At 73.8% G+C, this 15,036-nt stretch carries 11 protein-coding genes; 3 read left to right on the forward strand and 8 right to left on the reverse strand.

The annotated features are described in order from the left end of the window. The first annotated feature begins 92 nt into the window (after window positions 1–92). Complete coding sequence (locus ACFC1T_RS35525; protein WP_375896095.1) at window positions 93–1,058, forward strand: aminoglycoside phosphotransferase family protein; 966 nt, start codon at window positions 93–95, stop codon at window positions 1,056–1,058. A 51-nt stretch (window positions 1,059–1,109) separates the two neighbouring features. Here the strand turns inward: ACFC1T_RS35525 and ACFC1T_RS35530 are convergent, their stop codons facing one another. From ACFC1T_RS35530 to dxr, 5 genes are all read right to left on the reverse strand, one after another. Beyond that, a complete protein-coding gene (locus ACFC1T_RS35530; RefSeq protein WP_375896097.1) occupies window positions 1,110–1,646 on the reverse strand; it encodes a GNAT family N-acetyltransferase in 537 nt (178 codons plus the stop codon). A gap of 179 nt (window positions 1,647–1,825) precedes the next feature. After that, entirely contained in the window at window positions 1,826–2,701 is an 876-nt protein-coding gene (locus tag ACFC1T_RS35535) for a GNAT family N-acetyltransferase (protein ID WP_375896145.1), read from the reverse strand. 217 nt (window positions 2,702–2,918) lie between these two features. Continuing rightward, window positions 2,919–4,079, reverse strand: coding sequence for a flavodoxin-dependent (E)-4-hydroxy-3-methylbut-2-enyl-diphosphate synthase (ispG, locus tag ACFC1T_RS35540; protein WP_350518302.1), 1,161 nt, complete (start codon window positions 4,077–4,079; stop codon window positions 2,919–2,921). A 144-nt stretch (window positions 4,080–4,223) separates the two neighbouring features. Further along, window positions 4,224–5,528, reverse strand: a complete 1,305-nt coding sequence (locus ACFC1T_RS35545; protein WP_375896100.1) for an RIP metalloprotease — start codon at window positions 5,526–5,528, stop codon at window positions 4,224–4,226. A gap of 105 nt (window positions 5,529–5,633) precedes the next feature. After that, window positions 5,634–6,878, reverse strand: a complete 1,245-nt coding sequence (dxr, locus tag ACFC1T_RS35550; RefSeq protein ID WP_375896102.1) for a 1-deoxy-D-xylulose-5-phosphate reductoisomerase — start codon at window positions 6,876–6,878, stop codon at window positions 5,634–5,636. 69 nt (window positions 6,879–6,947) lie between these two features. Here dxr and ACFC1T_RS35555 point away from each other — a divergent pair, with 69 nt between their 5' ends. Then, on the forward strand, window positions 6,948–7,616 hold the full coding sequence (locus ACFC1T_RS35555) for an NAD(P)-binding oxidoreductase (protein ID WP_375896105.1): 669 nt from the start codon (window positions 6,948–6,950) through the stop codon (window positions 7,614–7,616). A 53-nt stretch (window positions 7,617–7,669) separates the two neighbouring features. On the opposite strand, the gene ACFC1T_RS35560 is transcribed toward ACFC1T_RS35555, so the two are convergent. The 3 genes from ACFC1T_RS35560 to ACFC1T_RS35570 all read right to left on the reverse strand — a co-directional run bounded on the left by ACFC1T_RS35560 (window position 7,670) and on the right by ACFC1T_RS35570 (window position 13,048). Beyond that, a complete protein-coding gene (locus ACFC1T_RS35560; protein ID WP_375896108.1) occupies window positions 7,670–9,112 on the reverse strand; it encodes an aldehyde dehydrogenase family protein in 1,443 nt (480 codons plus the stop codon). 144 nt (window positions 9,113–9,256) lie between these two features. After that, window positions 9,257–10,822, reverse strand: coding sequence for a PucR family transcriptional regulator (locus ACFC1T_RS35565; RefSeq protein WP_375896110.1), 1,566 nt, complete (start codon window positions 10,820–10,822; stop codon window positions 9,257–9,259). 153 nt (window positions 10,823–10,975) lie between these two features. Next, on the reverse strand, window positions 10,976–13,048 hold the full coding sequence (locus ACFC1T_RS35570; protein WP_375896113.1) for an ATP-binding protein: 2,073 nt from the start codon (window positions 13,046–13,048) through the stop codon (window positions 10,976–10,978). 241 nt (window positions 13,049–13,289) lie between these two features. Between ACFC1T_RS35570 and gabT the strand changes: the two genes are divergently transcribed. After that, entirely contained in the window at window positions 13,290–14,630 is a 1,341-nt protein-coding gene (gabT, locus tag ACFC1T_RS35575; RefSeq protein WP_375896115.1) for a 4-aminobutyrate--2-oxoglutarate transaminase, read from the forward strand. The last annotated feature ends 406 nt before the right edge of the window (window positions 14,631–15,036 follow it).

Below are 15,036 nucleotides of genomic sequence, written 5' to 3' on the forward strand. Positions count from 1 at the left end.
GGAACCGCCCCCGGACCCACCCACCCTCCCGAAAGCCCACCCCCACACCCCAGCCCCGCGCAGCGGCCCCCACAAGCCCCGACAATGGACCCATGTCCGGACCCGCCCCAAAGATCACCGTCCCCACCCGGCTGACGACCACCGTCACCGCCACCCACGGCGAGCCCGGCCGCCAATGGCTCGCCGCTCTGCCGACCGCGGCCACCACCCATCTGGCCCGCTGGAACCTCACCCTCGAACGCACCCTGGACCCCGGCGGCAGCCTCAGCCTGATCGCGTACGTCCACCGCGACGACCTCTCCCCCGCCGTCCTCAAGGCCGGACTGGTCACCCCCGAGACCGCCCACGAGCACACCGCGCTCACCCACTGGGCCGGCCGCGGCGCCGTCCTGCTGCTCGACGCCGACCCCGACGCGGGAGTCCTCCTCCTGGAGCGCCTGCACGGCGACATCCCGCTGCGTTCCCTCGCCGAGGCCAAGGCGATGCTGGAGGCCACCAGCCTGCTGCACCGCCTCTGGGTCGAACCACCTGCCGGCCCCGCGCTGCCCACCAGCCCCGCACAGCCCGCCGGCCCCGAACTCCCCACCCTCGCCGACCGCGTCACGGACACCGCCGCCCGCCTCGCAGAGCACCGCACCCACCCCGCCGCAGCCGCCGCCCAGCCCCTCATCGACGAGGCCCTCGCCACCGCCCGGGCCCTGACCGCCTCCGCCGACGAGAACCTCCTGCTGCACGGCGACTTCCACCACGGCAACGTGCTCGCCGCCGACCGCGCCCCCTGGCTGGCCATCGACCCCCGCCCGCTGACCGGCGAGCGCGCCTACGACCTGGCCCGCCTCGCCCTGGACCGCGCGGACACCCTGATCGGCTCCCCCGGCGCCCCGGCCGCGGTCCGCCGCAGGCTCCAACAGCTCGCCGACGCCCTCGACGTCGACCGGGACCGCCTGCGCGGCTGGGCCCTGTTCCGCGCCGTCGACCTGGCCCTTCGCGCACTGGCCACGAGCCGCCACGAGGACGCCGAACTCCACCTGGAACTCGCCGGTCACCTCTCCGACTAGGACCGACCCCCCGGGCCACCGCTACGGCAACGGCAACGGCAACGGCAACCGCTACCGCAACGGCAACCGCGCCCCCATCACCGCGTACAGCCGGTCCGTCGCCGGGAACCGCACCGCCCGGGCCAGGTCCTGGTAGCCCAGCGCCCGGTAGAGCCGCCGGGCCGGTGTCTCCGCGTCGATCGCCGACAGGATGCTGCGCTCCAGGCCCGAGCCCTCGCACAGCAGCCGGATCAGCCGCGAGCCCACGCCCTGGCCCTGGAACTCCGGCAGCACGTGCAGTTCGGTGACCGCGAACACGCCGTCCAGCCAGTCCCCGTAGCCCCGGGCGGTCAGGTACGGCTCGATGACGGTGCTCCACCAGTGGTCCCGCTGGTTCGGCATCCCGTACCCGAACCCGACCAGCCGGCCGCCGCTCATCGCCCCGAAGGCGATCACCCCGGGCTGCCGGGCGTGCCGCCCGACGATGTGCAGCCGGACCGCGACCTCCTCGGGCGTCAGCCCGAACGCCACCGCCTGGACCTCCAGCGCCTGCGGCGCCCAGGCCGCGAGGTCGATGGCCTCGATCGTCACCCCGGTCAGCTGATCCATGCTCCGGACGTTACTACCAGCGGCCCCCTGGCGCGGCCGAAGATCGGAACCCAACAACCGGCGAAACACCGGCGAACCGCGCCACAACACCGCCCCGCGCCCGGGCACCCCGGAAGCGCCCGGGCCCCACCGACCCACCGACCCCACCGCACCCCCGACCCACCGCCCCCGGAAGGAGGTCAGAACAGCACGCTCATGAAGGCCCCGACCTCCCGGAACCCGACCCGTCGATACGCGGCCCGCGCCCGCAGGTTGTAGTCGTTGACGTACAGCGAGACCACCGGCGCCACCTCGCGCAGCGCGACGTCCAGCACGGCCGCCATCCCGGTCTCGGACAGCCCCTGGCCGCGGTGCTCGGGCGCCACCCAGACGCCCTGGATCTGGCAGGCCCCCTGGGTCACGGCTCCGATCTCGGCCTTGAACACCACCCGGCCGTCCTCGGCGAAGCGCGCGAACGACCGCCCGGTGGTGACGAGTTCGGCCACCCGGGCCTGGTAGAGCAGCCCGCCGTCGCCGGCCAGCGGCGACACCCCCACCTCCTCGGTGAACATCGCCACGCAGGCGGGCATCAGCGCCTCCACCTCGGTGCGCCGCACCCGGCGTACCAGCGGGTCGGGCGCGATCTCCGCGGACGGCGAGGAGGTCGCCAACAGCGGCTGGTGGCCCCGGACTTCGCGTGCGGGGCCCCAACTCCGTTCCAGCAGCGCCCAGAAGGCGGCGGTCGCCCCGGCCGGTCCGACGATCGAGGAGCAGCGCCGGCCCTGCCGCCGGGCCCGCTCCGCGAAGGCGGCGACGGCCTGCGGCCCGGCGTTGACCAGGACGAGGTTCGCCCCGGCGTAGCAGAGGGCGTCGAGCACGCCGTCCGCGCCGTACCAGCCCCACATCTCCCCGCCGAGCCGCCACGGGTCCAGCCCGACGGCCTCGACCCGGGTCGCGACGAAGGCGTTGGCGACCGGGTCGCGGTGGAGGATCTCCAGGGCGTCCGCCAGGTCGGGCGGTTCCAGCACGCGGGTGGTGGCCAGCGCCCGGGCGGCCTGGAAGGAGCTGGGGAGCATCACACCTCGATCGATCATCGAGACAGCACCTCACTGAGACGACTCTGGCCGCACCCTACTCCGTGGCCCCACCCGGCTACGGCCGCGGGGCCGTCCGCGAACGGACGGCCCCGCTTCCGGAAAACTTCGCTGCACCCGCGCTCGGACCGCTCGGCGGCCACCCCGCGACGACGTGACCGCTGGGCGGCCACCCCGCGAGGACGTGACCGCTCGGCGGTCACTCCGCGGCGACGACGGTCGGCGAACCGGCCTCGACGCCCTCCCCCTGCATCTGCTCGGCGAGCTTGAGCGCCTCCTCGATCAGGGTCTCGACGATCTTCGACTCGGGAACGGTCTTGATCACCTGGCCCTTGACGAAGATCTGGCCCTTGCCGTTGCCGGAGGCGACCCCGAGGTCGGCCTCGCGGGCCTCGCCCGGCCCGTTCACGACGCAGCCCATGACGGCGACCCGCAGCGGCACCTCCATGCCCTCCAGCCCGGCGGTGACCTCCTCCGCGAGCTTGTAGACGTCGACCTGGGCGCGGCCGCAGGACGGGCAGGAGACGATCTCCAGGCCGCGCTCGCGCAGCCCGAGCGACTCCAGGATCTGGTTGCCGACCTTGATCTCCTCGGCCGGCGGGGCCGACAGCGAGACCCGGATGGTGTCGCCGATGCCCTCGGCGAGCAGCGCGCCGAAGGCGACCGCGGACTTGATGGTGCCCTGGAAGGCCGGACCGGCCTCGGTGACGCCCAGGTGCAGCGGGTAGTCGCAGGCGGCGGCGAGCTGGCGGTAGGCGTTGATCATCACGACCGGGTCGTTGTGCTTGACCGAGATCTTGATGTCGCGGAAGTCGTGCTCCTCGAACAGCGAGCACTCCCAGAGGGCGGACTCGACCAGCGCCTCGGGGGTGGCGCGGCCGTACTTCTCCAGCAGCCGCTTGTCGAGCGAGCCGGCGTTGACGCCGATCCGGATCGGCACCCCGGCGTCCTTGGCGGCCTTGGCGATCTCGCCGACCTTGTCGTCGAAGGCCTTGATGTTGCCCGGGTTGACGCGCACCGCCGCGCAGCCGGCGTCGATCGCCGCGAAGACGTACTTGGGCTGGAAGTGGATGTCCGCGATGACCGGGATCTTCGACTTCTTGGCGATGATCGGCAGCGCGTCGGCGTCGTCCTGGGACGGGCAGGCGACGCGGACGATCTGGCAGCCGGACGCGGTCAGTTCCGCGATCTGCTGCAGCGTGGCGTTGATGTCGGCGGTCACGGTGGTGGTCATCGACTGCACGGAGACGGGTGCGTCGCCGCCGACCGGCACGTTGCCGACCATGATCTGCCGGGAGTACCGGCGCTTGGCCAGTGGCTTGAGCGGCAGGGACGGAATACCGAGCGAGATCGCGGTCATGTGCGCAGGGTTCCCCGGGGTTGAGGTGTGGATCGACCGCCCGGCCGTTGGGACGGCCGAGGCCGGGCGCGCCACGATCGCGCACCCGGCCTCCACGGTACGGCACGGTCCGGGGGCCCAGCACACCCGCCGTACCCGAACGTCCTAGCCGATCTTCACCGGGTTCACCAGGTCGGCCACCATCACCAGCAGGGTGAACCCGATGAAGATGCTGGCCACGACGTACGCGACCGGCATCAGCTTGGCGACGTCGAACGGGCCCGGATCGGGCCGCCGGAACAGCTGTGCGAACCGGCGGCGGACCGACTCCCAGACCGCGCCCGCGATGTGGCCGCCGTCCAGCGGCAGCAGCGGCAGCATGTTGAACAGGAAGAGCGACAGGTTGATGCCGGCCAGCAGGTTCACGAAGATCGCGATCCGCTGGGCGGCCGACTCGTGCAGGGAGAACACCTCGCCGCTGACCCGGGCGGCGCCGACCATGCCGATCGGCGAGTCCGGGTCGCGCGGGGCGTCGCCGACGACGGCGTTCCACAGGCCCGGGATCTTGCCGGGCAGGGCGGCCAGCGACTTCACCCCGTTCTCGGCCATGTCGTACATCCGGTCGACCGACTGCCCGAGGCCGAGCTGGACCGTTTCGCTCTTCGGGGTGAACCCGAGGAACCCGGCCTGGACGGTCCGGCCCTTCTCCGGCACCCCGTTGCCGTCGTACTTCTGCACGTCATTGACGGCGATGGTGGGCGTGAAGGTGAGCTGCTGGCCGCCGCGCTCCACGACGATCGCCACCTGCTTGCCCGCCGACTTCCGGATGTCCGCCTGGAGCTGGTCGTAGTCGCGGATCCGGTCGCCGTCGAAGGAGAGCACCTTGTCCCCCTGGCGCAGACCCACCTCGTTGGCCGGGGTCTTGGGCGCGTCGGCGGGGCAGGTGTCGGTCGGCTGACCGGCCTTGACCACGCACTGGGCGACCGAGCCGATGGTCGGCACCGCCATGGTGACGCCGAAGCCCATCATGACCGTCAGGAACAGCCCGAACGCCAGGACCAGGTTCATGAACGGCCCGGCGAACATGACGATGACCCGCTTCCAGGGCTTGCGGGTGTAGAACAGCCGGGTCTCGTCGCCCTCCTGGAGCTCCTCGTAGGAGGCCTCACGGGCGTCCTCGATCATGGACCGCCAGGGCGAGCTGCTGCGCTTGGTGATCCGGCCGTCCTCGCCCGGCGGGAACATCCCGATCATCCGGATGTACCCGCCGAAGGGGATCGCCTTGATCCCGTACTCGGTCTCGCCCTTCCGGCGCGACCAGATGGTCGGGCCGAAGCCGACCATGTACTGGGGCACCCGGATGCCGAAGAGCTTGGCCGTGGAGAGGTGGCCGAGCTCGTGCCAGGCGATCGAGACGAGCAATCCGACCACGAAGACCAGGATGCCGACCACCGTCAAAACCGTTGCCACCGCTGGTCCTCCGTCATGCCGCTCCGCTCATCGTCTCGTCGTACCGCGATCCGTGCCGTACCGCGGTCCCGGTCGTGCCGGGCACCGCCGCCGGAGGCGAGGACGTCAGCCCGCCGCCAGCTCGCGGGCCCGGGCACGGGCCCAGTCCTCCGCGTGCAGGACGTCCTCGACGGTCAGGGAAGTTCCCGCCGCGGCCGTCCGACCGTCGTGCTGTCCGTGCTCGGCCACGACCTTGGCAACAGTGTCCACGATCCCGGTGAAGGCGAGGCGGCCCTTCAGGAAGGCCTCCACGCACTCCTCGTTCGCCGCATTGAACACCGCCGGCGCCGTTCCGCCCAGGGTGCCCACCTCACGGGCCAGCTCGACGGCCGGGAAGGCCTCGTCGTCCAGCGGGAAGAACTCCCAGGTCGCGGCCTTGGTCCAGTCACAGGCGGGCGCCGCTCCCGGCACCCGGTCCGGCCAGCCCAGACCCAGCGCGATCGGCATCCGCATGTCCGGCGGGCTCGCCTGCGCCAGCGTCGAACCGTCGGTGAACTCCACCATCGAGTGCACCACCGACTGCGGATGGACCACGACCTCGATCCGGTCGAACGGCACGTCGTACAGCAGGTGCGCCTCGATCACCTCCAGGCCCTTGTTCACCAGGGTGGCCGAGTTGATCGTGACGACCGGGCCCATCGCCCAGGTCGGGTGCGCCAGCGCCTCCTGCGGGGTCACCCCGGCCAGCTGCTCCCTGGTCCGGGTGCGGAACGGACCGCCGCTCGCCGTCACCACCAGCTTGCGGACCTCGGCCCGGGTGCCGCCCGCCAGCGCCTGGAACAGCGCCGCGTGCTCGGAGTCCACCGGCACGATCTGGCCCGGCTTCGCCACCGCCTTCACCAGCGGACCGCCGACGATCAGCGACTCCTTGTTGGCCAGCACCAGCACCCGGCCCGCCCGCAGCGCGGCCAGCGTCGGCCGCAGGCCGATCGAACCGGTGATGCCGTTCAGCACCGAGTGGCACTCCACCGCGGCCAGCTCGGTCGCCGCGTCCGGCCCCACCAGCACGGCCGGCAGCGGCCGGCCCGCCGCCTTCGCGGCCAGCGCCTCGCGCAGCGCCGGCTCCGCCGCCGGATCGGCCACCGCCACGGTGTGCACGCCCAGCCGCAGCGCCTGCTCGGCCAGCAGCTCCACCCGGCCGCCGGCCGCCGACAGCGCGACCACCCGGAACCGGTCCGGGTTGCGGAGCACGACGTCGACGGCCTGGGTGCCGATCGACCCGGTGGAACCGAGGATCACCAGCTCCCGGGGGCCGGAGGGGTCCGCCACGGTGGGCGTGAAACGCAGCTGCGGGTGGGCGAGCGAAGTCATGCGCCCATTGTGTCCTGTCCGAGACCTTTCCCAGGACGCCCCCGGCACACCCGGGCTACCGTCGGACCCATGCGTACCGTCATCGCCGGGGGCCACGGACAGATCGCGCTCGGGCTCGAACGGCTGCTCGCCGACCGCGGCGACCGCCCCGCCGGGATCATCCGCCGCCCCGAACAGGCCCCGGACCTCGTCGAGGCCGGCGCCGAGCCGCTGCTGCTCGACCTGGAGTCCGCCACCGCCCCGCAGCTCGCCGCCCTGCTCGCCGACACCGACGCGGTGGTCTTCGCCGCCGGCGCCGGCCCCGGCAGCGGCGCCGCCCGCAAGAACAGCGTCGACCGCGACGCCGCCGTCCTGCTCGCCGACGCCGCCGAACTCGCCGGCGTCCGGCGCTACCTCATGGTCTCCTCGATGGGTGCCGACGCGGCCGCCCACCACCCCGCCGACGAGGTCTTCGAGACCTACCTGCGGGCCAAGGGCGCCGCCGACGACGCCGTACGCGCCCGCACCTCGCTGGACTGGACGGTGCTGCGCCCCGGGCGGCTCACCGACGGCCCCGGCACCGGCCTGGTCCGCCTCGCCCCCGCCGTCGGCCGCGGCGCGGTCGACCGGGCCGACGTGGCCGCCGTCCTGGCCGCCCTGCTGCACGAACCCGGCACCGCCGGGCAGACCCTGGAACTGGTCGCCGGGAACGCCACCGTCGCCGAGGCGGTCGCCGCCGCGGCCGGCCACGGCGCCTGAACGCGCCGGGGGGCCGGGTCCGTCCCGGACCGGGCCCCGCGGCGAGCGGTCCCTCAGAGGTCGAGGCCGGTCAGCACCATGACCTTCTCGACGGTGTAGTCGTCCATCGCGTACTTGACGCCCTCACGGCCGACACCGGAGTCCTTGACGCCGCCGTACGGCATCTGGTCGGCCCGGTAGGACGGCGCGTCGCCGATGATCACACCGCCGACCTCCAGCTCCCGGTGCGCCCGGAAGGCGGTCTGCAGGTCGTGGGTGAACACGCCCGCCTGCAGGCCGAACGGCGAGTCGTTGACCGCCGCGAAGGCCTCCTCGACGCCCTCCACCCGGTGCAGCGACAGCACCGGGCCGAACACCTCGGCCTTGGCCAGGATCGCGTCGGCGGGCAGCTCGGCCAGCACGGTCGGGGCGTACGTCGCGCCCTCGCGGGTGCCGCCGGCGAGCAGCTTGGCGCCCTTGGCGACCGCGTCGTCCACCCAGGACTCCACCCGCTTCGCGGCGTTCTCGTCGACCAGCGGGCCGACGTCCGTCGCGTCGTCGTTCGGGTCACCGGTGACCTGCGCCGCGACCTTCGCCACGACCTTCTCCACCAGCGCGTCGTACACCGACGCGTCGGCGATCACCCGCTGCACCGAGATGCAGGACTGGCCGCCCTGGTAGTTCGCGAACATCGCGATCCGGGTCGCCGCCCAGTCCAGGTCCGCCTCCGAGGACCAGTCCGCCAGCACCACGGCCGCGGCGTTGCCGCCCAGCTCCAGGGTGGTGTGCTTGCGCGGCACCGAGTCCATGATCTGGTAGCCGACCTTGTCCGAACCGGTGAAGGAGATCACCGGCACGCGCGGGTCCTGCACCAGGGCCGGCATCCGCTCGTTCGGCACCGTCAGGATCGACCAGGAGCCGGCCGGCAGGTCCGTCTCGGCCAGGATCTCGCCCAGCACCATCGCCGACAGCGGCGTCGCCGGGGCCGGCTTGAGGATGATCGGGGCGCCGACCGCGATCGCCGGGGCGACCTTGTGGGCGACCAGGTTCAGCGGGAAGTTGAACGGGGCGATCCCCAGCACCACACCGCGCGGGAAGCGGCGCACCACCGCGAAGCGGCCCACGCCGCCCGGGTCGGTGTCCAGCCGCATCGTCTCGCCGTTGGTGCGGCGCGCCTCCTCGGCGGCCCAGCGGAAGACCGACACCGCGCGGCCGACCTCGCCGCGGGCCCACTTGACCGGCTTGCCGTTCTCGGCCGTGATCAGCTGGGCGAGCTCCTCGGTGCGCTCCGCCAGCCGCTTGGCCACGTGGTCCAGGGCGGCGGCCCGCTGGTGCGCCGGCGTCGCGGCGAACACCGGCAGCGCGGCCACGGCGGCGTCCAGCGCCTCCTCGACCTGGGCCTCGGTCGGCACGCTGACCCGGCCGACCAGACGGCCGTCCCAGCTGTTGTGCACCTCGAAGGCGGCGTCACCGCTCGCCCGGCGGCCGGCGAGCCAGAAATCGTACGTGGTGGTCACCGTGGTACCGGCCCTCTCCTCGTCGTCGTACGGCCCACGGGCGTGGGACCCGAACCCGAGGGTAGGTGCGCGGAGCGGCCGACCGGATTGGCCGACTAGGAGCGTTCCGCCCCGGAGCCACTCCACCGCGTCCAGCCGGGCCCGCTACTCCTCGCCGGAGCGCAGCGCCAGCCACAGCTCCATCCGCACGTCCGTGTCGTCCAGCGAACGGCCCAGCAGCTCCTCGACCCGCCGCATCCGGTAGCGCAGCGTGTGCCGGTGCACCCCCAGGTCCGCCGCGGCGGCGTCCCACTGCCCGTGCCGCGACAGCCACGCCCGCAGCGAGGCCACCAGGTCCCCGCGGGCCGTCCGGTCGTGATCGCGCAGCGGCCGCAGCAGCCCCTCCGCGAACGCCGTCACCGCGTCCTCACCGAGCAGCGGCAGCAGCGACCCCGCGCCGACCTCCTCGTGGTCCACCGCCCGGCGACCACCGCGCAGGGCCACCGCCAACGCCCGCTCCGCCTGCGCGTGCGCCGTACCGGCCTCCTCCAGCGCGGCCGGCGCCGAGACGCCCAGCGACAGGCCCTCGTGCTCCTCCACCACCCCCAGGCAGGCCCGGTGCACCGCGCCGTTGTCCAGCGCCAGCACCACCAGCCGAGGCCCGTGCGCACCGTCCTCCCGCGCCACCAGCAGCTTCTCGCCCACCCGGGCACCCGCCTGCTCGGCCCGGTCCCCCAGCTCCACCAAGGCCTCCGCGGCGTCCGCGTTCGGCCCCGCCCCGGCCACCAGAACCCTCGTCGTACCCTCCGGCAGACCGCCGAACAGCCCCACCGCCACCTGCCGGGCCGTCGCCACCTCGCCCGCCAGCACCATCCGCAGCAGCGCCGCGCCCATCCGCTCCTCGGCCTGCCGCAGCTCGCGCGAACGCTCCAGGGTGAGCGTCAGCAGCGCCACCGCCGCGTTCAGCACGTACCGCTCGGTCGGCGTGATCCGGTCCTCGGTCCCGACCGCCAGGAAACCCCGGGCCCGCCGGTCCGCCCCCAGCGACTGGACCACCACGTAGTCCTCGTCCGCCGTGTCTATCCCCGGCGACCGCCCCTGCAGCGCGGCACTCGACGGCGCCGGCCGCCGACGCAGCCGGTCCACCTCCGCCGCCAGCCGCCCCGCCCGGCGCGCCGCCCAGTCCGGCGCCACCACCGACAGCGCGCCCGAGCCGTCGTACAGCGCCGCCCAGCCCCCCAGCCGGGCCGCCAGCCGGCGCACCACGGCCGTCGTGCCGTCCTTGCCCAGCGCCGCCCGGGTCAGCTCCTCCTGCGCCTCGAAGCTCGTCGTCACCGCCTCGTACTGCTCCGCGGCCAGCGCCGCCGACACCACTTTGCTGATCGCGATGAACGGCGTCGGCTCCGGCACCCGCAGCAACGGCAGACCCCGCTGCTGCGCCGCGTCCACCAGCGGCTGCGGCACCTCGGTGTGCGACAGGCCCACCCCCAGACCCAGCCCGACCACCCCGGCATCGGCCAGCCGGTGCACGTACGCCTGCAACTGCGCCGCCGTGCGGCCCAGCTTGATACCGGTGGTGAGCAGCAGCTCGCCACCCTCCAGGAACGGCGTCGGGTCGTCCAGCTCGCTGGTGTGCACCCAGCGGACCGGCCGCTCCAGGTGGTCCGCACCGGCGAGCACCGTCAGGTGGAGCGAACTGTTGCGGACGACGGAGGCGAGTGTGGGGGGCATGGCACCTTCGGAGGGTCGACCTGACCGCGCCGTTGCGGCCGGGCGAGGAGAGGGCAGTGGGACTGGTGAGGGTCTCTCCCCTTCATTATGGACGCCCCGGACAACCGGCACTGCCGAATCCACCTCCGAGGCGACTTCTACCGCCCGCCCGCGTCAGCCCCGGAGATCCACCAGCAGCGGCGGAACCTGCTCCCCCGACACCGCCGTCAACGACACCACCGCGTGCCCGGCCGGCAACGCGTGCGCCAGATCCGACGGCGACCACCTGAGCCGCTCCACGTCCCGCGTCGTCACCGACTCCGTCTGCGCCGTCGTCCCCGACAACGCCTTCCGCCCCAGCCGCCCGGCCCGCCGCACCACCCCACCGGAGGTGTCGGGGGTGTGGGTCACCGCGGTCTCCTGCACTAGGTGCGTCCCCCAGGCCTCCGAGAACAGCCGCCCGTCCCAGGGCGCGATCCCGGGGAAGGCCACCCGGCAGCCCACCGCGCCGAACAGCGGCGCCCGCAGCGCCTCCGGCAGGTCCACCAGGGTGCGCAGCAGCAGCACCGCGCCCGCGTTCGCGCCGCGCATCCGCTGCAGACCGCGGACGGTGCCGGAGTCCAGCGCCGCCGAGGCGTCGTCCACCACCAGCCCGGCGAACAGCGAACGGTCCTCCCGCGCACCGGCCGCCTGCACGAACTGCCCCACCACCAGCCGGGACAGCATCCGGGCCGCCTCCGGGTGGCTGCGCTCGGGCAGCTTCACCCGCACCCGCAGCGGATGGTCCAGCACCCGCATCGCGAACGGGGGACGGCCCGTTCCGTCGGTCGCGAAGGCCCCCTCGAAGGCGGGCCGCTCCAGCAGCCCCAGCCGGTCCGCCAGCAGCGCCCCCGGGTCGTCCGCCCGGCCCCGCTGGCGCTCCCGGTACTCCAGGTCCCGCTCGTACGCGGCCAGCCGGCCCGCCGTGCCGAGCGCCTTCACCAGCGCCGCCAGCGCGTCCGGCTCGCCGCCCAGCAGGGCCCGCAGCTCGCGCACCCCCGGGTAGCGGCGGTAGGCGGCGTGGAACGGGCCCACCACCTGCTGCAGCGCCGTCCGGGCGTTCTCCGCGCGGGCGGTCAGCTCGTCCGGCAGCAGGGCGTCGGCCAGCCGGGCCGCGGCCTCGTCCGGGTCCTGCGCCGCGCCGTACAGGTCCAGCCCGTACACCGAGGCCTGGTCACCGGGCGCGATCACCACGTCGTACCAGGAGTCCGGGCCCAGGTCGGCGTCCGCCGCCCCGACCACCACCGCGCACGCGGTACCGGCCAGCGCCTGCAGGCACAGCGCCTCGGCCACCGGCCGGCCCAGCCGGGCCGTCTTCCCCGTCCCGGCCGGGCCGACCGCCAGCAGCGAGGTGCCCAGCACCGCCGGGTCCAGTGCGAAGTCCGCCGCGCGGTGGTTCAGCGGGTTCTTCGGCACGTCCTGCGCCACACCGAGGCAGACCTGGCCCAGCAGCAGGTCGTGCCGCCGCACCCGGCCGGGCAGCTCACGCGCCTCGGACGGGTGGGCGAAGGCCGCCGCGCCGCGCGCGGCCACCTGCTCCGTGAACGCGGGCACGAACGCCGGGTCCGCCTGCGCGGACTCCCAGGCGCGCTGGATCCGCACGTAGTCGACGTCGCCGACCGCCTCGGCCTCCAGCCGCGCCGCCGCCTCGAACGCCCCGCCCTGCCGCAGCCCGTCCCACGGGTCCCGCCCCCGAGCCGCCTCCACCACCGCCCCGTCCTCCTCGGCGGGCTCCACCTGCGTCACCGTCCGCGACAGCAGCGGGGCGGCGTAGCGGCGCCAGACCTCGGGCCAGCGGCCCATCCGGCCGAAAACCTTGATGACCGCAGCGGCCACGACGACGTTCACCGACACACCGACGACGGTCACCAGGGTCTCGGTGGGGTGATCGATCCACACGGTGATCACGATCAGGCGGAGCACCAGCTGGGTGCCGTAGACGAAGGCCAGCCACCCCACCACCGCGTTGAGCGCCGCCCGCAGCAGCAGCGGCCAGGTGGGGACGCGGGCGGCCTCCGCGCGTTCCGGGTCGATGCGGCGGTAGCCGAGGCGGTAGACGCCGGGTTCGGCCTCGGGGCGCGGGGCGGTGGCCCAGGCGGCGAGGTCGAAGGCCCCGCCGGGGGCGGTGGCCGGGCGTTGGTGGGGGAGGGGGGTCGGGGGTCTGGTGGTGGTGTGGTCGACCTGGTGGTGTGACCCGTCCTGTGCCATGTACGGCCCCGCTCCCTCGCCCGCCCGGCCCGACCGCCGTCGGTGCCGCCATACCCATGCCGCCGTACCGGCGACACGCCCGCGCTCAGGGTAGTGGAGCGGGGTCTGCGGGTAGTCGTGGCGCTCGGGCTGGCCGTGCCGGACAAGTCGGACGGCGCAGTGCTACCGAGTGGCGCATGCCCGGTCGGGGAGGGCGGCCGTAGCCTGCGAAGCACCGAGCCGAGAAGTCTGGAGATACCCCATGAGCGCCGTAACGCCGCTCCCGCAGGAGCGCCGCCTGGTCACCGCGATCCCGGGTCCGAAGTCGCAGGAGCTGCAGGCCCGCAAGCTGGGTGCGGTGGCGGCCGGTGTCGGCACCACCCTGCCGGTGTACGTCACCCGTGCCAACGGCGGCGTGCTGGAGGACGTGGACGGCAACTCGCTGATCGACTTCGGTTCCGGCATCGCCGTGACCAACGTCGGCAACAGCGCCGAGGCCGTGGTGGCCCGGGCGAGCGAGCAGCTGGCCGCCTTCACCCACACCTGTTTCATGGTGACCCCGTACGAGGGTTACGTGGCCGTCGCCGAGCAGCTGAACGAGCTGACCCCGGGTGACCACGACAAGCGCACGGCGCTGTTCAACTCGGGCGCCGAGGCGGTCGAGAACGCGGTGAAGATCGCCCGCGCGTACACCAAGCGGACCGCCGTCGTGGTGTTCGACCACGGCTACCACGGCCGCACCAACCTGACCATGGGCCTGACGGCGAAGAACATGCCGTACAAGCAGGGCTTCGGTCCGTTCGCCCCGGAGATCCACCGGGTGCCGGTGGCCTACCCGTACCGCTGGCTGACGGGCGCGGAGAACTGCGCCGCCGAGGCCGCCGCGCAGGCGATCGACATGATCAACAAGCAGATCGGCGCCGAGAACGTCGCCGCGATCATCATCGAGCCGATCCAGGGCGAGGGCGGCTTCATCGAGCCGGCCAAGGGCTTCCTGCCGGCGATCGTGGAGTTCGCGAAGGCGAACGGCATCGTGTTCGTCGCCGACGAGATCCAGACCGGCTTCTGCCGCACCGGCCAGTGGTTCGCGTGCGAGGACGAGGGCATCGTCCCGGACCTGATCACCACCGCCAAGGGCATCGCCGGCGGTCTGCCGCTGGCCGCGGTGACGGGTCGCGCCGAGATCATGGACGCCGCGCACGCGGGTGGCCTGGGTGGCACCTACGGCGGCAACCCGGTGGCCTGTGCCGCCGCGCTGGGCTCGATCGAGACCATGAAGGAGCAGGACCTCGTCGGCAAGGCGCAGCGGATCGGCGAGGTCATGCTGGGCCGCCTGCGGGCCATGCAGGAGAAGTTCGACGTCATCGGCGAGGTCCGCGGCCGCGGCGCGATGGTCGCCGTCGAGCTGGTGAAGCCGGGCACCAAGGAGGCGAACACGGAGGTCACCGCGGCCATCGCCAAGGCCTGCCACGCCGAGGGCCTGGTGGTGCTGACCGCCGGCACCTACGGCAACGTGCTGCGCTTCCTGCCGCCGCTGGTCATGCCGGAGCACCTGCTGAACGAGGGCCTGGACATCCTGGAGGCGGCGTTCGCCGCCGCCTGAGCGGTGTCGCCCGTCAGGTCGTGAAACCCCCCGCCGGAGGGTTGTCCGGACAGCGCTGAACGGCCCGTGGGGACCTCTGGTCCTCGCGGGCCGTTCGGTTTTCCGTCCGGTTCCCGGCTGCCCGTCCGGACAGTCCCCGGGCGGTTTTCGCATGCCGCCCGGGTGGTCGGGCATCATCGGGGGGACCGTCCGGAGGGCCTCCGGGGCGGGGTGAAGATGATGTGCGGAATCGCTGGAGGCGCTCGGTCGGGAAGGGCGGTTGACGTAGTGTCATCACCGATGGACAGCGAGCCCCAGCCGTTGGCGGGGCCGTCCGCGGGGCCTCCCGGAGGGGCCGGTCCGCGCGGGCCTCGCGAGGACAACCGGTCCACCCCGGGAGGGGTGGCACCCACCGAAGGCCGATCGA

The sequence above is a fragment of the Kitasatospora sp. NPDC056076 genome, from assembly GCF_042266305.1.
Lineage (GTDB): Bacteria > Actinomycetota > Actinomycetes > Streptomycetales > Streptomycetaceae > Kitasatospora.